This is a genomic window from Streptomyces sp. NBC_00989, assembly GCF_045162655.1.
Lineage (GTDB): Bacteria > Actinomycetota > Actinomycetes > Streptomycetales > Streptomycetaceae > Streptomyces.
Window position 1 is genome coordinate 2,651,881 of record NZ_CP108728.1, and the last position, 21,184, is coordinate 2,673,064.

At 70.6% G+C, this 21,184-nt stretch carries 16 protein-coding genes; 10 read left to right on the forward strand and 6 right to left on the reverse strand.

Going from position 1 to position 21,184, the window contains the following annotated elements:
- Positions 1–150 precede the first annotated feature (150 nt).
- Complete coding sequence (locus OG714_RS11480; RefSeq protein ID WP_406120234.1) at positions 151–2,010, forward strand: M1 family aminopeptidase; 1,860 nt, start codon at positions 151–153, stop codon at positions 2,008–2,010.
- A 54-nt stretch (positions 2,011–2,064) separates the two neighbouring features.
- On the opposite strand, the gene OG714_RS11485 is transcribed toward OG714_RS11480, so the two are convergent.
- On the reverse strand, positions 2,065–3,210 hold the full coding sequence (locus tag OG714_RS11485) for an FHA domain-containing protein (RefSeq protein ID WP_406120235.1): 1,146 nt from the start codon (positions 3,208–3,210) through the stop codon (positions 2,065–2,067).
- Between the two features lie 172 nt (positions 3,211–3,382).
- Between OG714_RS11485 and OG714_RS11490 the strand changes: the two genes are divergently transcribed.
- The 6 genes from OG714_RS11490 (at position 3,383) to OG714_RS11515 (ending at position 10,654) form a co-directional block, all read left to right on the forward strand.
- Positions 3,383–5,209: a protein kinase domain-containing protein gene (locus tag OG714_RS11490; RefSeq protein WP_406120236.1), complete on the forward strand. Its 1,827-nt coding sequence runs from the start codon at positions 3,383–3,385 to the stop codon at positions 5,207–5,209.
- A 90-nt stretch (positions 5,210–5,299) separates the two neighbouring features.
- Entirely contained in the window at positions 5,300–6,085 is a 786-nt protein-coding gene (locus OG714_RS11495; RefSeq protein WP_406120237.1) for an IclR family transcriptional regulator, read from the forward strand.
- Positions 6,086–6,218: 133 nt separating this feature from the next.
- Positions 6,219–7,331: a hypothetical protein gene (locus tag OG714_RS11500; protein WP_406120238.1), complete on the forward strand. Its 1,113-nt coding sequence runs from the start codon at positions 6,219–6,221 to the stop codon at positions 7,329–7,331.
- On the forward strand, positions 7,252–8,301 hold the full coding sequence (locus tag OG714_RS11505; RefSeq protein ID WP_406131788.1) for an FAD-dependent oxidoreductase: 1,050 nt from the start codon (positions 7,252–7,254) through the stop codon (positions 8,299–8,301). Before OG714_RS11500 ends, OG714_RS11505 begins: the two co-directional genes overlap by 80 nt.
- Positions 8,302–8,348: 47 nt before the next feature.
- Entirely contained in the window at positions 8,349–9,623 is a 1,275-nt protein-coding gene (locus OG714_RS11510; RefSeq protein WP_406120239.1) for an aromatic ring-hydroxylating dioxygenase subunit alpha, read from the forward strand.
- Complete coding sequence (locus OG714_RS11515; protein ID WP_406120240.1) at positions 9,620–10,654, forward strand: 2Fe-2S iron-sulfur cluster-binding protein; 1,035 nt, start codon at positions 9,620–9,622, stop codon at positions 10,652–10,654. The genes OG714_RS11510 and OG714_RS11515 overlap by 4 nt, the downstream gene beginning before the upstream one ends.
- Before the next feature lie 35 nt (positions 10,655–10,689).
- Here OG714_RS11515 and OG714_RS11520 read toward each other — a convergent pair whose 3' ends face one another.
- The 5 genes from OG714_RS11520 to OG714_RS11540 form a co-directional block, all read right to left on the reverse strand.
- Positions 10,690–11,199, reverse strand: a complete 510-nt coding sequence (locus tag OG714_RS11520) for an O-acetyl-ADP-ribose deacetylase (RefSeq protein WP_406120241.1) — start codon at positions 11,197–11,199, stop codon at positions 10,690–10,692.
- On the reverse strand, positions 11,196–12,605 hold the full coding sequence (locus OG714_RS11525; protein ID WP_406120242.1) for a phytoene desaturase family protein: 1,410 nt from the start codon (positions 12,603–12,605) through the stop codon (positions 11,196–11,198). The genes OG714_RS11520 and OG714_RS11525 overlap by 4 nt, the downstream gene beginning before the upstream one ends.
- Before the next feature lie 109 nt (positions 12,606–12,714).
- Complete coding sequence (locus OG714_RS11530) at positions 12,715–13,557, reverse strand: inositol monophosphatase family protein (protein ID WP_406120243.1); 843 nt, start codon at positions 13,555–13,557, stop codon at positions 12,715–12,717.
- A gap of 85 nt (positions 13,558–13,642) precedes the next feature.
- A complete protein-coding gene (locus tag OG714_RS11535) occupies positions 13,643–15,445 on the reverse strand; it encodes a gamma-glutamyltransferase family protein (RefSeq protein ID WP_406120244.1) in 1,803 nt (600 codons plus the stop codon).
- Positions 15,446–15,544: 99 nt separating this feature from the next.
- Positions 15,545–16,699: an ROK family protein gene (locus OG714_RS11540; RefSeq protein WP_406120245.1), complete on the reverse strand. Its 1,155-nt coding sequence runs from the start codon at positions 16,697–16,699 to the stop codon at positions 15,545–15,547.
- Positions 16,700–17,067: 368 nt separating this feature from the next.
- Here OG714_RS11540 and OG714_RS11545 point away from each other — a divergent pair, with 368 nt between their 5' ends.
- Genes OG714_RS11545 through OG714_RS11555 form a run of 3 tightly spaced genes read left to right on the forward strand, consistent with a single transcriptional unit; the run spans position 17,068 to position 21,160 of the window.
- Entirely contained in the window at positions 17,068–19,128 is a 2,061-nt protein-coding gene (locus OG714_RS11545; RefSeq protein ID WP_406120246.1) for a fibronectin type III domain-containing protein, read from the forward strand.
- 56 nt (positions 19,129–19,184) lie between these two features.
- Entirely contained in the window at positions 19,185–20,210 is a 1,026-nt protein-coding gene (locus OG714_RS11550; RefSeq protein WP_406120247.1) for a carbohydrate ABC transporter permease, read from the forward strand.
- 11 nt (positions 20,211–20,221) lie between these two features.
- The gene (locus OG714_RS11555) at positions 20,222–21,160 is read left to right on the forward strand and encodes a carbohydrate ABC transporter permease (RefSeq protein WP_406120248.1); all 939 of its coding nucleotides are present in this window, start codon (positions 20,222–20,224) and stop codon (positions 21,158–21,160) included.
- Positions 21,161–21,184: the final 24 nt, after the last annotated feature.

Consider the following 21,184-nt stretch of genomic DNA (forward strand, 5'->3'; position numbering starts at 1 on the left):
CTTATGGCATGGACCGGTCAAATCTGCGAAGCTTCCCCCGCGATCACGCAAGCGCTACGCGCGTTCCCACGGCCGCCCACCGGAACACCCAGTCCGGCCCGGCGGCCACCGAGCAGGCCGTAATCCCGGCCGCCGTATAAGGAGTTCCGTGTGAGATCGACCCCCCACAAGGCCCTCGCCGCCGGCGTCTTCGCCGTCGCCGCGGTGGCCGCGCTTTCGCTCCCCGTCAGCCCGGCCGCCGCCGCGCCGGCGGCCACCCCGCTCGCCGCCGCCTGCGCCCCCGCACAGGTGGTCACCAACGGCGGCTTCGAGAGCGGCACGTCGTCCTGGACCCCGTCCTCCACGACCGTCATCACCAGCCGCACCGGGCAGAGCGCCCACGGCGGCTCCAGCTTCGCCTGGCTGGACGGCACCGGCGGCACGCACACCGACAGCCTGAGCCAGAGCGTCACGATCCCCTCGGGCTGTGCCAGCGCAACGCTCACTTTCTGGCTGCACATCGACACCGCCGAGACGACCTCGTCGACCGCGTACGACAAGCTCACGGCGAAGATCGGCAGCACGACGCTGGCGACGTACTCGAACCTGAACAAGGCCACCGGCTACGTCCAGAAGTCGTTCGACGTGTCGTCGTTCGCGGGCCAGACCGTGAGCCTCGCCTTCAGCGGCACCGAGGACTCCAGCCTCCAGACGAGCTTCGTCCTGGACGACATCGCGCTGAACACCTCGGGTGACACCGCCCCGCCGGCCGACTCGACGCGCACGCCGGCCGCACCGGCGTACACCGTGAGTCTGACGAGCAACACCGCCGGCACGGTCTGGACCGGCCACGAGAGCACGACCTTCACCAACGCCTCGGCCACCCCGCTCACCGAGGTGTACCTGCGGCTGTGGGACAACTACCACGGCACCTGCTCGGCGATGCCGATCGCGGTCAGCAACGTCACCGGCGGTACGGCGGGCGCCCTCTCGGTCGGCTGCACGGCCCTCCAGATCGCGCTCCCGACCCCGCTCGCCCAGGGTCAATCGACCACGATCGGCTTCGACTTGGGGATCACCGTCCCGAGCGGCGCGGACCGGTTCGGCTACGACGGCGCGTTCAGCATGATCGGCAACGCGCTGCCGGTCCTCGCGATCAAGGACGGCTCGGGCTGGCACCTGGACCCGTACACGAACAACGGCGAGTCCTTCTACTCCCTGGCCGCCGACTTCAAGGTGACCCTGGACCACCCGACCACCCTGCTGGTCCCGGCCACCGGCGCCTCGGTCGACACCCCTGGCACCAGCGGCCGCACGGTGACCACGGCCACCGCGTCCAAGGTCCGTGACTTCGCGTGGGCGGCGGGCCCGTTCACCAAGATCTCGGGCACGTCGACGGCGGGCACCCCGATCAACATCTACTCGGTCACGGGCATCAGTTCGTCCAGCGCCCAGTCGATGCTCACCACCGCCAAGTCCGCGGTCGACGCCCACGCGGGACGCTTCGGCGCCTACCCGTACGGCGAGTTGGACGCCGTCATCGACAACAACTTCTGGTTCGGCGGCATGGAGTACCCCGGCTTCGTCCTCGACCTGGTCAGCACCACGGCCCTCACCCACGAGATCGGCCACCAGTGGTTCTACGGCATCGTCGGCGACGACGAGTACAACAGCCCCTGGCTGGACGAGTCGTTCACCGACTACGCCACCGACCTCGCGCAGGGCCTGACCGGCACGAACTGCTGGAACAACGTCTCCTGGGCCTCCTCGGCGGAGAACATCACCAACTCGATGGCCTATTGGGACACCCACTCGTCCCGCTACTCCACCGTCGTCTACGGCTACGGCAAGTGCGCCCTGCACGACCTGCGCCGCACCCTCGGTGACACCGCGATGGCCAAACTCCTGAAGGACTACGCCACTTCGCACTGGTACGGCGTCTCGACCACGGCCGAGTTCAAGGCGGCCGCCCAGGCCGCGACGACCACGGACCTGACGTCCTTCTGGACGACCCACCGCATCATCGGCTGACGGAAGGGGAGTCGGCGGTGCGGTCGGGGACCGCACCGCCGACTCCCCGCCTGGTCAGACCCGTCGTGTAGGAGCCGCCGCGGTCGGCGGTACGGCGATCCCGCCGGCCTCCGTGCGCCAGGCGTCGGCGAGTTCGGCGGGGAAGCGCCGGCCGCTGCGGGTGAGGACGACACCGGGGGCGAGTTCGACCTCGTCGCCAGGGCGGAAGGACCGGTCGGTCCCCGGCGGCAGCGCCTCCCAGGGACCGGGCGCGCCTCTGCGGCCGGCTCTGCGCATCCGCGTCCCGTAGGTGCTGACGTCGCGGACCAGGACCGTCCCGCCGCGCGCGGAGAGAGCCACATGCCGACGGCTGACCTGCGCGGCGACCTCCGGCGACAGCAGACTGTGCAGGGCGATGCCCTCCGGTCCCGGCAGCCGTCCGACATGCGCCTCGGAACCCTCGTCGAGGGTGTAACGGGCCACGCAGACACGGTCGATGACGACCTTGAGCTGGGCGGCGGCGGGCCTCTGCCCCTCGTCGGCCAGCGGGGTGCCGTGCAGTTCGCAGGTGGGGACCCCGCGCCGCATGCGGGGCAGCAGGACGCGGTCGCCCCGGTGGACGTCGTAGAGCGTGCAACGGGGTTCCGGGCAGCGCCAGTTGCGCATGATGACCTGGGTGAGCGGGGTGCGGGCCGGGCCGAGCAGGCCCTGCTTCTTGAGGGCCGCGAGTTCCATGCGGTAGGAGATCTCGGCCTCCGTGCGCACGCCCATGTCCATGGGGACGACGGCGACCGAGCCGTCGGGGCGCGGCTCGGGTCTGAGGAACTGCCAGGTGTTGCCCTGGATCCACGGGTGTTCGACGCGATGGTCGACGTACTGGTCGCCGGTGACGACGCGGGTACCGGTCATCCGCGCCAGGTCCAGGATCCGCTCGTCGGCGTCGTCGACCTCCTCGACCAGCCCGTCGGCGACCCAACGGCGCAGCCTGCGCACCTCGGCCGGATCGCCGAACTCCCGTTGCCCGCCCAGCAGACTGGTGTCGGCGACCAGGTAGACGGAGACGTCCGGGTCCCCGGTGAGCTCCGTCAACGCCCGCAGGACAAGCGCCAGTCGGTGCAGCGAGCGCGGCCCCCGGGGGCCGATGGAGGTCTGGCGTACGACGTTGGAGAGTTCCAGCAGATAGTCGGCGCCCTCCGCCGAAGGGGCCAGATGATGTTCCATACGCACGCCCTCACAGTCCGGCGGAACCTGCCAACTGCCTTGATTCTCCTCGATCTTCGCCCATTTTCCTTGATCCCCTCGGATACTTCCCGATGACCGGCTTGCGCCGGTACGATCACACGCCTGGCGAGGGGGGTTGTACATCTTGAACAGTGCTGGAAACGGTGGCCACTTGAGACCGCTTGGCCCCGACGACCCGCAGGACGTTGCCGGTTACCGGCTGCTCGCCCGGATCGGCGAGGGCGGCATGGGTTCCGTCTACCTCTCGCGCACGCGCGGAAACCAGCCGGTCGCCCTGAAGGTGATCCGCCGGGAGTACGCCCAGGACGAGGAGTTCCGCCGCCGCTTCGAGCAGGAGGCGACCTCCGCCCGCCGGGTGCAGGGCTACCACATCGTCCCGGTCGTCGACCACGACACCACCGGGCCACAGCCCTGGCTCGCCACCGTCTACGTCCCCGGCCTCGCCCTGGACCGGGTCCTCGCCCTGCACGGGACGCTCCCGCTGCCCACGGTGCTCCAGCTGACGGGCTGCGCGGCGGAGGCGCTGCACGCCGTGCACAAGGCCGGTGTGATCCACCGGGACATGAAGCCGAGCAACATCCTCATCGGCTCCGACGGCCCCTGGATCATCGACTTCGGCATCGCGCGGGCCGCCGACGCCACCCAGCTCACGCGCAGCGGCGGGCTGATCGGCACCCCGCAGTTCATGTCGCCGGAGCACGCGAACGGGCAGGAGCAGACCCCGGCCGCCGACGTCTTCTCCCTCGGCCTGATCGCCGCCGTGGCCGCGACCGGCCGCCATCCGTACGGTGACTCCGGGGCCATCACGCTGGCCACGAAGATCGCCAACACCGAGTTCCGGCCGCCGGACCTGACGTCGTATCCCGAACCGCTGCGCACGGTCCTGGAACGCACGCTGGCGGCCGACCCCGCCGCCCGACCCTCCCCTTCCGAACTGGCCGCTCTGTGCGAGGAGTTGGCCGAGCGGCCGTTGCGGGACTTCACCGGCTGGCTGCCGGAGCCGGTCGCGGCGGACATCGCCCGACAGGAGCAACTCGCGGGCGAGCAGGGGGCATTGGAGGGTGCAGGGAATCCCGCGAGCACCTCCGCGGAGACCGGCGTGCCCGCGGGTTCGGGCGACTCCGCAGGAGCGGCGGGCGCGACGACCGTACCGCCCGGCAGCGGGTCTCGCGGTACCGTGCCGCCCAACTCCCCATCGCCCGGCGGATATACGCCCACCCACACGCCGGCATCCGACCAGCCGACGCAGCACGCCCCGACGCGCCCGCCGCAGCCCGCCTCCGGCCCGGCACCCTCGTTCCCGTCCGGGGCGCCGCCCACCTCCCCGCCCTCGGTCACGGCACCGGCACCGGCACCGGCCCGCAGCCGGACCCCGCTGGTGGTCGGCGCCGCCGCGCTGGCCGTGGTGGTCGTAGGGGCGGCCGCCTGGGTCTTCACCCGTGACGACGACAAGGACACCGGCGCGAAGGGCGGCGCCGGGCGGACAGCCTCGTCGGGGCCCACCGGCACCACCGCGTCACCCTCCACGAGTTCGACGGCCGGCGGCTACACCGTGGTCTTCAAGGACAAGCCGCTCACCCTGCGCGCCCAGTTCACGACGGGCCGCAGCTCGTACACCAACGTCGACCTGGACTCGCCACAGATCGACACCCACGCCTCCAGCTCGACGACCGGGGCCGAGCTGCAGTACGCGGAGTGGGGCACCACCCACACCCTGAACCTCGTGACGACCACGGGAAAGAGCGCGGGCCCCACCCCCGAGCAGTGCGCCGAGGGCGCGGCGGCGAACGCGCTGCCCTCCCAGCTCGCCGGCACCGACCAGGGCAAGGAACTGACCAAGGGCACGCTGCTGTGCACCGTCACCGATGAGAAGAACCTGGCCATGCTCAAGATCACGGATGTCGTCCTCCAGAAGGACTCGTCCGGCTACACCGCACGCGACTACGTCACCGAGCTGACCCTCTGGAAGACGGCCTGACCGTCGAGCTGGAGGACCGCTTCGCAGTCGCTTCGGGCAGCGGCTCACCGGGCTCGTAGGCGGCGCCGTCGGCTCGATTACCCTTCCGCCATGACCAGCAACGGAAGCCGCCCGCGCGATCACTCGGTGCAGTCCGTCGACCGGGCGGTGTCGATCCTCCAGGTGCTGGCCACGCGGGGGCCCAGCGGCGTGACCGAGATCGCCGAGGAGCTGGGCGTCCACAAGTCGACCGTGTTCCGGCTGCTGGCGACGCTGGAGTCACGGGGTCTGGTCGAGCAGGACACCGAGCGCGGGCGGTACCGCATCGGGTACACGATGGTCGAACTCGCGGCCGGGGCGAGCACGGTGAACGACCTGTCCCTGCTGAGCCGTCCCGTCTGCCAGGAACTGGCCGCGGCCGCCGGTGACACCGTGAACGTGGCGATCCACGACGGGCACGACGTGATCAGCATCGACCAGGCGATCGGCGCGGCGGCGATCACGAGCATCGACTGGGTCGGCAGGCGCACCCCGATGCACGCCACCGGGGCGGGCAAGCTGTTCATGGCGCACATGCCCCCCGGCCAGGTCGCGGAGATCCTCGCGCGCGGGGTCGAGAAGTACACCCCGCACACCCTCGTCGACCCGGCGCCCCTCGCGGCGGCGCTGGAGACGATCCGCGAGCGGGGCTACGCGACCACCAGCGAGGAGCACGAGATCGGGCTGGCCGTCATCGCCGCCCCGATCCGTGCCCTGGACGGCAGGGTGATCGCGGCCGTGACCCTGTCCGGGCCGACCTTCCGCATCAACGAGGACACCGTGCCCGGACTCGCGGAACAGGTGCTGGCGGCGGCGGCGAAGATCTCCTGGCGCCGGGGGTACGTGAAACGCGGCTGAGCGCTGAGCGCACGGCGAGTTAACACGGCGGGCTCTTGACGGGTGGGGATTTCCAGCTCCACCATTTGTTTCGTATCGCGGAGCTGTTTCGCATAGCGAAACCATCCGCTCGGAGCTCTCCTGAGGAGCTGCTGTGCCCTCACCCGCCGCTGTGCCCTCACGCGTCCTGGACCCCCTGCTCCAGCCCTTCCGGCTCAAGCACCTCACCCTGCGCAACCGGGTGGTCAGCACCTCCCACGAACCGGCGTTCGGCGAGGACGGGCTGCCCAAGGACCGCTACCGGGCCTACCACGTGGAGAAGGCGCGGGGCGGGGTCGGCCTCACGATGATCGGCGGCTCGGCGGTCGTCTCGCCCGACAGCCCGCCGGCGTTCGGCAACCTGCTCCTGTACCGCGACGACATCGTGCCGTGGCTGCGCCGGCTCGCCGACGACGTGCACGAGGCCGGGGCCGCGGTGATGTGCCAGGTCACCCATCTGGGCCGCCGTACCAGCAACTTCACCGGCGACTGGCTCCCGGTGGTGTCCGCCTCGGCGCTGCGCGAACCCGCGCACCGCGCCTTCCCGAAGGCCGCCGAGTCCTGGGACCTGGACCGGATCGTCGCCGACTACGCGGCCGCGGCGGTCCGTTGCCGGGAGGGCGGCCTCGACGGCATCGAACTGGAGGCGTACGGCCACCTGTTGGACAGCTTCCTGTCCCCCGCGACCAACCATCGCGACGACGAGTGGGGCGGGAGCCTGGAGAAACGCATGGCGTTCCCGCGCCGGGTGATCCGTGCCGTCCGCGAGGCCGTCGGCCCGGACTTCGTCGTCGGCATCCGGATGTCGCTCGACGAGGCGCACCCCGGCGGCCTCCCCGGTCTCGCCTTCGAGGAAGCGCTCACCGCCGCCGAGCAATACACCGCCGACGGCATCGACTTCCTCAGCGTCATCCACGGCTCCATCGAGAGCGACGCGTCCCTGGCGAAGGCCATCCCGTCCATCGGTACCCCCCCTCGGGCCGTACCTGGACTTCACCGGCGAGATAAAACGACGCCTCTCCGTCCCGGTGATGCACGCGGCCCGCATCGCCGACGTCGCCACCGCGCGGCACGCCCTGCGCGAAGGACTGCTCGACCTGGTCGGCATGACCCGCGCGCAGATCGCCGATCCGCACCTGGTCGCCAAGGTGACGGCCGGCCAGGAGGACCGCATCAGGCCCTGCGTCGGGGCGAGTTACTGCCTGGACGCGATCTACGACTCGGGTGACACCAAGTGCATCCACAACCCGGCCGTCGGCCGTGAACTCCACGTACCGCACCTGATCTCCCCCACAATCGGCCGACGCAGGAAGGCAGTTGTCGTCGGAGGGGGCCCGGCCGGCCTGGAAGCGGCGCGCGTCCTCGGCGAACGCGGCCATGACGTCGTCCTGTTCGAGGCGGGCGACCGGCCCGGCGGGCAGCTCAGGCTCGCCGCGTCGAACCCGCGCCGGGCCGACCTGATCCAGATCGTCGACTGGCGCCTCGCCGAGTGCGAACACCTCGGCGTCGACCTGCGCCTGGGCACGTACGCCGAGGCCGACGACGTCCTCGCCGAACACCCCGACCTCGTGATCGTCGCCACCGGCGGCCTGCCCGACCGCAGCTTCCTCACCGCCGGCGAGGACCTGGTCTCCGACACCTGGGACGTGATGACGGGCTCGCTGCGCCGACCGCGCGGCGAGATCCTGGTCTACGACGACCACGGCGGCTACCCGGCGATGGACGCCGTGGAGGTCCTCACCGCGTCACCCGGCGTCCGGATCGAGTACGTCACCCCGGAGCGCACCCTCGCCCCCGACGTCGGCAGCATGAACTCCCCCGCCTATCTACGGGCGTTCGCGAAGCACGACGTCACGACCACACTCGCCCGGCGGCTGCGCTCCGTACGCCGGACCGGGGACGGGCGGCTCACCGCGACCCTCTACAGCGAGTACACCGAGGCCGGGACCGAGCGGACCGTGGACCACGTGATCGTGGAGCACGGCACCCTGCCGAACGACGAGCTGTACGTCGGACTCCTCCCCGGCTCGGCCAACCTCGGCGAGGTCGACCACCGCGCCCTGCTGGCGTACGAGCGGCAGTCGGTGGTCCGCAACGAGGCGGGCCGCTACCAGCTGTTCCGCATCGGCGACGCCGTGGCCGCCCGTACCGTCCACGCCGCGGTCTACGACGCGCTGCGGCTGTGTCTGCCGGTCTGAACTCCCTTGCTCCCACGCCGACTTCCGAGCCCTGTCGGAGAGATGAGATGAACCCAGTGACAGCCGCTGCCGCTGCCGAGGTGTGCTCCCCCGCCGACCTCATTGCCCGCCGCCCCGTCGGACAGAGCCTCGAAGCCCCGTTCTACGTGGGCCAGGAGTTCTTCGACCTCGACATCGAGGCCGTCTTCGCCCGGAGTTGGCTGTTCGTCGCCGCCGAGGCGGAGCTTCCCGAGCCCGGCGACTACGTGACGGTCGACATCGGGTCGTACTCGGTCATCGTCGTGCGGGACGACGACGAAGACGTGCGGGCCTTCCACAACGTCTGCCGCCACCGCGGCGCGCGCGTCCTCACCGAGGAGCACGGCTCGGTGGGCAACATCGTCTGCGGGTACCACCGTTGGACGTACGGCGTGGACGGCAGGCTGCTGCACGCCGAGTCCCAGGCGCCCGGCTTCGACCCGTCGTGCTTCGGACTGCGCACCGTGCACGCGCGCACGGTGGCCGGGCTGGTCTTCATCTGCCTGGCCGACGAGCCGCCCGCCGACTTCGACGAGGTCGCCGCCCGCATCGAGCCGTACCTCGCCCCGCACAACCTCGCCAGGGCGAAGGTGGCCACGCAGATCGACCTGGTCGAGAACGGCAACTGGAAGCTGACCATGGAGAACAACCGGGAGTGCTACCACTGCGTGGGCCACCCCGAGCTCCAGGCCTGCTACTTCCCCATCTACGGCTACCAGGAGAAGGACATCCCGCCCGCGCTGCGCCCCGCCTACGAGCGCTTCCTGCTGGCCGACGCCGAGGCCCGGAAAACCTACGACGCGTTGGGCCTGCCGTATGCCGAGATCGAGGAACTGGACACCCGGCCCACCGGTTTCCGCATCCAGCGCGAACCCCTCGACCTGGCCGGGGAGTCCTACACCCCGGACGGCACGGCCGCGTGCGAACGGCTGCTGGCGGACTTCCCCACGGCACGCCTGGGCCGGCTGTCGATGCACCTCCAGCCCAACTCCTGGTTCCATTTCATGGCCGACCACGCGATCACGTTCTCCACGATCCCGCTCGGCCCCGACCGCACTCTCGTCCGCACCACCTGGCTCGTGCACGCCGACGCCGTGGAAGGGATCGACTACGACCTCGACACGATGACGAAGGTGTGGAAGGCCACGAACGACCAGGACGCGGTGCTGGTGGCCCGCGCCCACCAGGGCATCGGCAGCCCGGCCTATCTGCCGGGCCCGTACGGCCCGACGGAGGAACAGGTCGAGGCGTTCGTCAACTGGTACGTGACCCGGCTCAGGTCACACCTGGAGCTCCAGCCATGAGCGAGACCGAAGAGCTGCTGGTCTGCCGTCAGGTGCACCCGCTCACGCACGACGTCACCACGTTCGTCTTCGAGTACGCCGAGCCCCGGCTGTTCCGGCACGACCCGGGCCAGTTCCTGACGCTGGCCCTCGACATCGACGGACGACCGGTCCAGCGCTGCTACACCATCTCCTCGTCGCCCACCCGCCCCTTCCTGCTCTCGATCACGGTGAAGCGCATCCCGGGCGGACTCGTGTCGAACTGGCTGCACGACCACCTCCGGCCCGGCGACACCGTGCGGGCGCACGGACCGCTCGGCGAGTTCAGCACGGCCCGGCATCCGGCGCCCAAGTACCTGTTCCTGTCCGGGGGCGTCGGGGTGACGCCGTCGATGTCGATGACCAGGACGCTGTACGACCTGGCCGACCCCGCCGACGTGGTGTTCGTGCACAGCGCGCGTACCCCGGCGGACATCGTCTTCCGCCACGAACTCGACCTCATCGCCGCGACCGCGCCCAACATCCGGGTGGTCCACATCTGCGAGGAGGACCGCCCGTACGCCCCCTGGGGCGGATACCGCGGCCGCCTGACGATCGAGACGCTCCGGCAGGTCGCGCCGGACTTCCACGATCGCGAGGTCTTCACCTGCGGTCCCGCCCCCTACATGGCCGCCGTACGGCACATGCTGGCGGACGCGGGCCTCGACATGGACCGCTACCACGAGGAGAGCTTCACCTTCGAGACACCGCCCCCGCAGGACGACACCTCACGGGCCGCCGCCACGGATGCCGGTTTCAAGGTCGAGTTCACCCGCAGCGGCCGCACCCTCGACTGCGACGCCGACACCTCGCTCCTCGCCGCCGCCTCCCGGGCCGGCCTCAGCCTGCCCGCCTCGTGCGCCCAGGGCATGTGCGGCACGTGCAAGGCGACCCTGCTCTCCGGCTCCGTCGACATGCAGCACAACGGAGGCATCCGGCCACGCGAGATCACCCAGAACAAGATCCTGCTCTGCTGCTCGAAACCGCTGGAGGACGTCGTGATCGACGCCTGAGGACGCGAGCCGGGCGGCCGGGCCACGGCTGTCGGTCAGCGGACCTGCCGGCCGAACGCCTCGTACGCCGCCTCGTCGAACAGCACGAACGTGACCTCCTCGACCGACGTCTCCGCCGCCCGCACGGTCTCTACGGCGATCCGCGCCGCGTCGTCCATCGGCCAGCCGAAGATCCCGGCCGAGACGGCGGGGAACGCGACCGTAAGGGCGCCGAGTTCGTCGGCGACGCGCAGGGACTCGCGGTAGCAGGAGGTCAGCAGCTCCGAGCGGTCCTCCTCGCGGGAGTAGACCGGGCCCACGGTGTGGATCACCCACCGCGCGTCCAGCTCGCCCGCGGTCGTCGCGACCGCCTTCCCCGTCGCCAGGCCCTTGCCGTAGTGCGAGGCGCGGAGCTTACGGCAGTCCGCGAGGATCGCCGGGCCGCCCCGGCGGTGGATCGCGCCGTCGACTCCTCCGCCGCCCAGGAGGGAGGAGTTGGCCGCGTTGACGATCGCGTCGGCGGTCTGGCGGGTGATGTCGCCCCGGACGAGGGTGATGGTGGTCATGACTGCCGCAGTCGTCGCCAGACGGCCTTCGCCGCGTTGTGTCCCGACATGCCGTGCACACCGGGGCCCGGCGGGGTCGCCGAGGAGCAGATGAAGACGGCCGGGTGCGGGGTGCCGTAGGGAGAGAGGGAGAGTTTGGGGCGCAGCAGGATCTGGAGTCCGGAGACCGCGCCGGTGCCGATGTCGCCGCCCACGTAGTTGGCGTTGCGGGCGGCGAGTTCGGGTGGGCCCGCGGTCGCCCGGGCCAGGACGCGGTCGCGGAAACCCGGGGCGAAGCGCTCCAGTTGGCGTTCCAGGGCGTCCGTGAGGTCGCCGGTCCAGCCGCTGGGGACGTGGCCGTAGGCCCAGAAGACCTGTTTGCCGGCCGGGGCCCGGGTGGGGTCGACGATGCTGGGCTGCACGGTGATCAGGAACGGCCGCTCGGGGGCGCGGTTCTCGCGGGACGCGGCGCGCAGGGCGTTGCCGATCTCCGTGCTGTCGGCGCCGATCTGCACGGTGCCGGCGGTGCGCGCTTCCTTGGCGGTCCAGGGCACCGGGCCGTCCAGCGCGTAGTCGACCTTGAAGACGCCCGCGCCGTAACGGTAGTTCTCGTAGTAGTTCCCGAAGCCCGCGATCTTCGCGAGGGCGGTGGGCGAGGTGTCGAAGACGTAGGCGCGGGCCGGCGGGAGGTCGTCGAGGCGCTTGACCTCGTAGTCGGTGTGGATCTCGCCGCCGAGGTCCTTCAGGTACGCGGCCAGGGCGTCCGAGATGGACTGGGAGCCGCCGCGCGCCACCGGCCAGCCACGCGCGTGTGCCGCCAGGGCGAAGACCAGGCCGATCGCACCGGTGGCGAAGCCGCTGAGCGGGGCCATGACGTGTCCGACGAGTCCGGCGAACAGGGTCTTGGCGCGCTCGTCCTGGAAGCGGCCGGTCAGCCAGGTCGAGGGGGGCAGGCCGGCCAGGCCGAAGCGGGCGAGGGTGACCGGGTCGCGTGGCAGCGCGGTGCGCGGCAGGGACATGAAGTCGCGGACCAGCGTGTCCCACTTGGGGAGGAAGGGCTCGACCAGCCTGCGGTACGCCCCCGCGTCACGCGACCCGAAGGAGGCGGCCGTCTCCGCGACCGACCGCGACAGCACGGCCGCGCTGCCGTCGGTGAACGGGTGCGCCATGGGCAGCTCGGCGTGCAGCCACTCCAGGCCGTAGCGCTCCAGGGGCAGGGCGCGGAACGCCGGGGAGTTGATACCGAGCGGGTGCGCCGCCGAGCAGGGGTCGTGCCGGAAGCCGGGGAGGGTGAGCTCCTCCGTGCGGGCGCCTCCGCCCACGGTGTCCCGTGCCTCGAACACGGCCACGGAGAAGCCGCGCCGGGCCAGCTCCACGGCAGCCGTCAGTCCGTTCGGCCCCGCACCCACCACGACCGCATCGAGCATCGACGGCACCTTCGGACCCCTTCGTCAGCCGATGGCAACTCGGGCTCAGGATATGCCGCGGGACTGACACTCCCGGGGTCAGCCCTCCAGGTGAGCGCAACCCGTGACCCTACGACGCCCTCAGCAGCTCCATCACGCGCCGCGCGGTCGCCGCGTCCCGGGCCGCCGTGAACGGCAGCGCGTTGCCTCCCGTGATGCGGAACGGCTCTCCGGTGAGCGTGAGGTGGGCGCCGCCCGCCTCCTGGACGAGGAGCAGTCCCGCCGCGTGGTCCCAGGCGGCCTCCCAGGAGAAGGCCGTGGCGTCCAACTCGCCCCGGGCGACGGCGAGGTACTCAAGGCCGGCCGAGCCGCACGGGCGCGTGTGCACACCGTCCGTCCACAGGCCGAGCAGGGAGCGCTTCTGGGCGTCCGTCGTGTAGTCCGGGTGGGAGGTGGCCACTTCCAGGTCCCGGGCGGGATCCGGGGAGCCGGAGCGCAGCCGTACGCCGTCGAGGAAGGCGCCGCCGCCCTTGACGGCCGTGGCGATCTGGTCGCGGGCGGGCGCGTACGTCCAGGAGGCGAGCAGCTCCCCGTGCCGGGCGAGCGCGACCAGGGTGCAGAAGCCGGTCTCGCCGCGCACGAACTGCCGTGTCCCGTCGACCGGGTCGACGATCCAGACCGGGGCGTCGCCCTGTATCGCCTCGTACGTCTCCGGGTCGGCGTGCACCGCTTCCTCACCGACCACGACGGAGCCGGGCAGGAGGGAGCCGAGCACCTTCGTCAGATACCGCTCGGCGTTGCGGTCGGCGTCCGTGACCAGGTCGTGCGGGCCGCTCTTCTGGTCGATCTCGTGCGCGGCGAGCTGCCGGAAGCGGGGCATGATCTCGGTGGCCGCCGCCTGGCGGACTGCTTCTTCGACGTCGGCCGTGTGCTGTACGAGAAACTCGTCGATGGTTTCGGTGTCTTCGATCATGCCTCCATGAGAGCACGCGTCACTGACAATCCCCACCCGCCCGGTGCACTCCGGGTGGAATCACCATGAACACCCGGGTTCGGGATCACCGTCCCACGGCGTATCCCTGCATGCCCCGGGGATTCGCCGCCGCCGACAGGATCCCGGCCGCCGGATCCCGGGCGACCGCGCACAGCCGCCCCTCGGACCAGGCGTCGCCGACGGTCACGTCATGTCCGCGTCGCCGCAGCTCCTCCACCACGGCGGCGTCCATGCGGGACTCGACCGTCACGCTCCCCGGCCGCATGCCGCGCGGGTAGAAGGAGCCGGGGAAGCTGTCGTTGTGCCAGTTCGGGGCATCGATCGCGCCCTGGAGGTCGAGGCCGCCGCGTGCCTTCGCGCGCGTGGCGACCGCGAGGAAGAAGTGCAGCTGCCACTGGTCCTGCTGGTCCCCGCCGGGAGTGCCGAACGCCAGGACCGGCACTCCGTCGCGCAGGGCGATCGACGGGGTGAGCGTGGTGCGCGGACGGCGGCCCGGGGCAAGGGAGTTGGGCAGGCCGGGCTCCAGCCAGGCCATCTGGAGCCGGGTGCCGAGAGGGAAGCCCAGCTCGGGCACCACCGGGTTGGACTGCAACCAGCCGCCGCTGGGCGTGGCCGCGATCATGTTGCCCCAGCGGTCGACGACATCGAGGTGGCAGGTGTCGCCCCGGGTACCACCGTCGGCGGCGACCCGCGCGACGGTCGGCTCCCCCGCGCCCATCGGGTCGAAGCCCGACTCCTTGGGCGCCACCACGCGCGCGTGCTCGCACAACCGTGGGGCGCGCCCTCCGGGGCTGCCGGGCCGCAGCTCGTACGACGCCTTCTCGCCTGTCAACTCCCGCCGCGCCGCGTTGTAGTCCGCCGACAGCAGCTCGCCCAGCGGTACGGCGTCCGGATCCGCGTCGCCGTACCAGGCCTCCCGGTCGGCCATCGCGAGCTTGCAGCCCTCGATGAGCAGATGGACGTAGTCGGCGGACCCGTAGGCCGGCAACTCGGTCGGGAGCAGGGCGAGTTGCTGGAGGAGGACCGGGCCCTGACTCCAGGGGCCGGCCTTGCACAGGGTCCAGCCGTTCCAGTCGTACGTCGCCGGCGCCTCGTAGGACGCGGACCAGGAGGCCAGGTCGGCGGCCGTGAGCGTGCCGGTGTGGCGCTCGCCGCTGGTGTCCATGGTGGGCCGTCCGGCCTGCCGTACGAGGGCCTCGGCGATGAACCCGGACCGCCACACCTCCCGCGCCGCCTCGATCTGGGCCTCCCGGTCCCCTGTTCCGGCGACCTCGGCGAGGAGTCGCCTCCAGGTGGCGGCGAGGGCGGGGTTGCGGAACAGCTCGCCGGGCCGGGGCGCCTTCCCGCCGGGCAGGTACACGTCCGCCGACGAGGTCCACTCCGTCTCGAACAGCTCCCGTACGGCCTCGACGGTCGCCCCGACGTTCTCCACGCACGCGTGGCCGTCCTCGGCGTACCCGATGGCGTACTTCAGGACGTCGGCCAGGGACTTCGTGCCGTGGTCGCGGAGGAGCAGCATCCAGGCGTCGAAGGCGCCGGGGACGGCCGCCGCGAGGGGTCCCGTACCGGGTACGAGATCCAGACCGAGTCCCCTGTAGTGGTCGATCGTCGCGCCTGCGGGTGCGACGCCCTGTCCGCACAGGACGCGCACCTCGCCGCCCGCCGGGGCCAGCAGGATGGGCACCTCGCCGGCGGGTCCGTTGAGGTGCGGTTCCACCACATGCAGGACGAACGCCCCGGCGACGGCGGCGTCGTACGCGTTGCCGCCGTCCTCCAGGACGGCCATCGCCGACTGCGAGGCCAGCCAGTGGGTGGAGGACACCATGCCGAAGGTGCCCTGGAGCGTGGGGCGGGTGGTGAAGTACATATCTCACCTCGGTAGTTCGCGCGCGTGCGCCGGGGCTCGGCTCCGGTCGCCCTGGTCGGGCAGCAGACTATCGACCAGGGGCGTTCACCCTTCGCCGCCCTACTTCGCGGGAGCGAACACGCGTTGGGCCGCGACGACCGCCCCGCCCCGTGCCCACTCCTCGAACGGCAGGGGACGGACCACGAGATCGCAGTCCACCGCGGCACCGAAGGCGTGGTCCACGAAGGCCTGCCGGATGTGGTCGGCGAACAGGTCGTAGGAGGCGACGCCCTCGCCGGAGATGATGATCCGCTCCGGTCCGATGAGGTTGGCGACGCAGGCCAGGGCGAGGCCCACGGCGTGTCCGGCACGGGCGAAGACGGTCCGGACGGCGGAGTCTCCGGTGTGTGCGAGGCGGATCGCGCCGTCCATGGTCAACTCCGCGTCGCCGGTGGCCTGTCGGGCCTGCTCGACGATCGCGTGGGTGGAGGCGACGGCCTCCACGCACCCGGTGTTGCCGCAGGTGCAGACCCGGTCGGTGCCGCTCACCGGCAGGTGCCCCACCTCGCCCGCCACGCCGTGCGCTCCGGAGACCACCCGGCCGGCGACACAGAGCCCGGCGCCGATGCCGGCGCCGACGGTGACCAGGGCGAAGATCGACAGCCCGACACCGGCGCCGAACCACTGCTCGGCCACGGTCAGAGCCCGTACGTCGTTCTCGATGACCGTCGGTGTCCCGGTGGCCGTCTCGACGAGTTGGGCGAGCGGCACCCGGCGCCAGTCGAGGAAGGGCGAGTACTGGACCGTGCCCAACTGGCTGTCCACGTCGCCGGAGATGGTGACCCCGATGCCGTGGAGGCCGGTGGTGCCCTCCAGGTTCGCCGCCGTGCGCAGTTCGTCGACCAGCCGGGCGATGGCCAGCACCACGGTGCCCACGTCGCGTGAGTCGAGGCGGACGCGCCGGGAGGCGAGCGGACGGGCCGTCAGATCGGCCAGTACGCCGATGAGTTCCTCGCCGGTGACCTTCACACCGGCGAACAGGGCGCGTTCGGGCCGCACGGCGACCGGGGTCGCCGGGCGGCCGTTCGTCCGCTCGGTGACGGGTCGGCCGCCCTCGGCGATCCAGCCGTCGGCCATGAGCGAGGTGGCCACTTTGGTGACGGCTCCCGGGGTCAGCCCGGTCCGCCGGCCGATGTCGGCGCGACTCAGCGGACCGTGCTGGAGCAGGGTCTGCAGGACGAGTGCGGCCGCGGGTGGCTGGTCGGCGAGGGTCATGAGGCGACGTTACCTTTCCTTTGGAAAGTAAGACAAGGGCTATACATCGGCCCTATCGGCCTGAAACCGCAGGTCATTCACCAACAGGTGGCCGAAACCCCCCACCAGGCCCCACAAAGGTCGGAGTTTTCTAGGCCCGGACTATGTTGACGCTGGAAGGAAACTAAGCCTAGATTCGCCGCACTCCTCGTCGGGGCGGACGGGACAGTCCTGCGCCGGTGAGGAGTGTGTGGCCCCCACCCACTCGCCCGTTGGTCCCAGCGAACCCTCTCGGTGATGTCCCGGGACGACCACCACCGAGAGGCTCACCGCACCTCGACACCTCAGGCGGGAACCCGCCTGCAGCCGCGCCCTGACGGAGTACACACATGCCTCGTCCAGCTCGATCCACACGTCTGAGAACCCTCACCTGCCTCACCGCGCTCACGGCGGCGCTCGTCGTGCCCGCCTCCGCACGGGCCTCGACCGCCGCGGACGCCTCGGGGGCCCAGGCGTCCGGTGCCACGAGCACGCCCCTCGTGGCCGCCAAGCCGTACATGGGCTACAGCACCTGGAGCGTCGAATCCACCAACTTCCCCGGCTACGGCGGGGACTGGCTCACCGAGGCGCACGTCCTCCAGCAGGCCGGCGTGCTGTCCTCGAAGTTGAAGTCGCACGGCTACAACTACGTGAACGTGGACGCAGGTTGGAACGACGCCAAGGGCGACGCCTACGCCCGGCCGACCCCGAACCTGACGAAGTTCCCGCACGGGATGAAGTACCTCGCGGACCAACTCCACAGCAAGGGACTGAAGTTCGGCCTCTATCTGGCCGTCGGCCTCTACCAGCAGGCGTACAACGACGGCAAGACGCCCATCTACAACGCCCCGGGCTGCACCACCAAGGACATCGTCTACCCGGACCTGCGCAAGACCAGCGGCTGGGACGACGTCTCCTACCAGCTGAACTTCGCCAGCCCCTGCACCACCAAGTACATCCAGTCCGAGGCCGACCAACTGGCCTCCTTCGGCGTCGACTTCCTCAAGATCGACGGGGTGGGCCCCGGCTCCAACCAGGGCGACGCGGCGCACGACAACGTCCCCGACATCCAGGCGTGGCACACCGCCCTGAAGAACACCGGGCGGCCCATCGAGCTCACCCTGTCCTGGTCGCTGAGCCACAACCAGGCCGACGTCTGGAAGGCCAACTCCAACGGCTGGCGGGTCGACACGGACGTCGAGTGCTACTGCGACACCCTGGTGACGTGGAACAACTCCGTGAAGGCGCGCTGGAACGACGTCGTGCCGTGGATCGACGACGCCGGGCCGGGGCACTGGAACAACCTCGACTCGCTCGACGTGGGCTCGGACGTCATGGACGGCGTCAACCAGACCGAGCGGCAGAGCTACATGACGCTGTGGGCCATCGAGGCAGCGCCGCTGTACATCGGTGACGACCTCACCAAGCTCGACAAGTACGGCCTGAAGCTGCTCACCAACGACGAGGTCATCGCGGTCGACCAAGCGGGCAACCCGGCCCGGCCGGTCAGCCAGAAGACCCCCCAGCAGGTCTGGTACTCCCGTGACACGGACGGCAGTTACACCGTGGCCCTGTTCAACCTGGGCAAGGGCTACTCGGACGTGACCGCCGACTTCAGCGACCTCGGCATCAGCGGCAAGGCCAAGGTCCGCGACCTCTGGAGCCACAAGAACCTCGGCTCGGTCAGCGGCAAGTTCACCGACAACCTGGCCCCGCACGGCTCGCGTCTGCTGCGCATCACGCCTCCCAGCACCGGCAGCCACCCGGGTGTGCCGCTCAACGTGCACGGCACCGCGTCGACGGCCGGCAGCGTCTCGCTCGCCTGGAGCGCGGTGAACTCCGGTACGAAGACCACCGGTTACGACGTGTACGCCAACGGCACCAAGAAGGCCACCGTCACCGGCACCTCCGCCACCGTGAGCGGTCTGAAGGCGGGTACCGCCTACTCCCTCACCGTGGTCGCCCACGACGCCAAGGGCCGAACGTCCGCCCCCAGCAAGGGAGTTGACGTCACCACCCCGGCGGCCGGCGGGCCGGTGTCGTACGAGGCGGAGGCCTCCGGGAACACCCTCAGCGGCAACGCCTCCGTGGGCGACTGCTCCGCGTGCTCGGGCGGCAAGAAGGTCGGCAACCTCGGCGGCACCGGAACCCTGGCGGTCAACCACGTCACCGCGCCCCGCGACGGCACCTACCTGATGAAGGTCGACTACACAGACGGCGACACCGGCCGCACGATGATCATCACCGCGGGTGGCACCTCCTTCCAGCAGTTCCTGCCGGGCAGCAACGACAACAACTGGGGCCGGCCGAGCTCGATCACCGTGCCCGTCCAGCTGAAGGCCGGCGACAACACGATCACCTTCGGCAACGCCTCGGACTACGCCTCCGACGTGGACCGCATCACCCTCTGACCGTCGTCCGTCCGACCTGACCAGCCTCCAACCGACCGACATCCGAGGAGAGTTCCGTGGTGGTCACATCACAGAGCGAGCCCAAGACGCCGACCCCACCGCCGTCCGCCGCGGTGACCACCACGGCCACCGCCTCCGGCTCGACCCCCCACGTCCGCACGACCCGTTCGGCCCGCAGGGCGAGCCGCTACGCGCCGACCAGGTCCGCGGCGGCCCGCCGCCGCGACCTGCCGGTCGCCCTCCTGCTGATCATTCCCTCCGTCGTCGGATTCGCCGTCTTCTACGCCTATCCGACCCTGCGCGGCATCTACCTCAGCTTCACCGACTTCCATGTCCTCACCCCGCCGGACTGGGTGGGACTGGCCAACTTCCACCAGATGTTCGGCGACGACGTCTTCTGGCACTCCCTGCTCGTCACCGTCTACTTCGTCATCCTGGCCGTCGTCTTCGGCACCCTGGCCTCCCTGGTGACGGCCGTGGTGCTGCACCGGGTGACCAAGTCGTCCGCGCTGCGCGGCGTCATCCTGCTGCCGTTCCTGATCTCCAACGTCATCGCCGCGCTGGTGTGGCAGTGGATGCTCGACCCGTCCCTCGGTGTCGTCAGCCTCGTCCTGCAGCATCTGACCGGCCACTCCATCCTCTTCTTCGGCAGCAGCGGCTGGGCCGTACCGTCCCTCGCCGCGATCAGCATCTGGAAGTGGATGGGGTACTACTCCCTGCTGATCTTCGCCGGACTCCAGACCATCCCGGCCACCATCTACGAGGCCGGCCGGGTCGACGGCGCCGGTGAGGTGCAGATGTTCCGGCGCCTCACGGTGCCCCTGCTGCGGCCGATCCTCGTCATGGTCGTCGTCCTGACAGTGATCAACTCCTTCCAGGTGTTCGACATCGTGCAGGTCACCACCCAGGGCGGGCCGGCGAACGCCTCGAACGTGCTGCAGATGTACATCTACAGCAAGGCGTTCAGGCAGTTCGACTTCGGCTACGCCGCCACCCTCTCGCTGGCCCTGTTCGCCCTGCTCATCACGGTCACCTTCACCCAGCTGCGGCTCGCCCGCGCGAACGAATCCGACCTGAGCTGAAGGAGCCCGTCATGGCAGTCACCCTCGCCCCCGGCCGGGCGGCCACCGCGCGGCCCCGGCCCCGGAAGTACCGCAGAAGCCTCTCCCCCGGCAGGATCGTCGCCTGGATCTATCTGGGCATCGTCGTCCTCATCACCCTCTTCCCGTTCTACTGGATCCTGCGCACCGCGCTGTCCAACAACTACAAGCTGTCGACGCACCCGTCGTCACCCCTGCCGGTGGGCTTCACCTGGGGCGCCTTCGAACGCGTCCTCGGTATCGCCTCCACCGCCGAGGCGCAGGCCCAGGGCGGCTCGGGCGCGGCCATCAACATCGCGCTCTACCTGCGCAACTCGCTGATCTACGCGTCGGTGCAGACGGTGCTGATCGTCCTGTTCGCCTCGGCCGGCGCCTACGCGTTCTCCCGGCTGCACTGGCGTGGCCGCAACCTGGTGTTCAACATCCTGATCACCGCGCTGATGGTGCCCAGCGTCTTCACGCTGCTGCCCAACTTCGTCCTCGTCAAAGACCTCGGACTGACCAACACGTTCGCCGGACTGATCCTGCCCGGGGCGCTCTTCCAGGCGTTCACGCTGTTCTTCCTGCGGCAGTTCATGCTCGGCCTGAGCACCGAGGTCGAGGAAGCCGCCATCATCGACGGCGCGGGCCCGCTGCGGATCTTCTTCCGGATCATCCTGCCGATGTCGACCGCGCCGATCGCGACCGTCTCGCTGCTGATGTTCGTCAACGCCTGGAACGACTACTTCTGGCCGCTGCTGATCACCAACAGCCAGGACGTGCAGCCGCTGACCCTCGCCCTCGGCGTCTTCAAGCAGTCCTCGCCCCAAGCAGCCCCCGACTGGGCGGGGTTGATGGCCGCCGCCCTGGTCGCGGCGCTGCCGATGCTGCTGCTGTTCGTCGCCTTCGGCAAGCGCATCGTCAACTCCATCGGCTTCTCCGGCCTCAAGTGACCGACCGTACCCCGCGATTGGACG

What these genes read in the sequence shown, in the direction of transcription:
- OG714_RS11485 (WP_406120235.1), bottom strand. Translation starts at nt 3,210, where the DNA reads ATGGAACATCATCTGGCCCCTTCGGCGGAGGGCGCCGACTATCTGCTG.
- OG714_RS11495 (WP_406120237.1), top strand. Translation starts at nt 5,300, where the DNA reads ATGACCAGCAACGGAAGCCGCCCGCGCGATCACTCGGTGCAGTCCGTC.
- OG714_RS11510 (WP_406120239.1), top strand. Translation starts at nt 8,349, where the DNA reads ATGAACCCAGTGACAGCCGCTGCCGCTGCCGAGGTGTGCTCCCCCGCC.
- OG714_RS11515 (WP_406120240.1), top strand. Translation starts at nt 9,620, where the DNA reads ATGAGCGAGACCGAAGAGCTGCTGGTCTGCCGTCAGGTGCACCCGCTC.
- OG714_RS11520 (WP_406120241.1), bottom strand. Translation starts at nt 11,199, where the DNA reads ATGACCACCATCACCCTCGTCCGGGGCGACATCACCCGCCAGACCGCC.
- OG714_RS11525 (WP_406120242.1), bottom strand. Translation starts at nt 12,605, where the DNA reads ATGCTCGATGCGGTCGTGGTGGGTGCGGGGCCGAACGGACTGACGGCT.
- OG714_RS11530 (WP_406120243.1), bottom strand. Translation starts at nt 13,557, where the DNA reads ATGATCGAAGACACCGAAACCATCGACGAGTTTCTCGTACAGCACACG.
- OG714_RS11535 (WP_406120244.1), bottom strand. Translation starts at nt 15,445, where the DNA reads ATGTACTTCACCACCCGCCCCACGCTCCAGGGCACCTTCGGCATGGTG.
- OG714_RS11540 (WP_406120245.1), bottom strand. Translation starts at nt 16,699, where the DNA reads ATGACCCTCGCCGACCAGCCACCCGCGGCCGCACTCGTCCTGCAGACC.
- OG714_RS11545 (WP_406120246.1), top strand. Translation starts at nt 17,068, where the DNA reads ATGCCTCGTCCAGCTCGATCCACACGTCTGAGAACCCTCACCTGCCTC.
- OG714_RS11555 (WP_406120248.1), top strand. Translation starts at nt 20,222, where the DNA reads ATGGCAGTCACCCTCGCCCCCGGCCGGGCGGCCACCGCGCGGCCCCGG.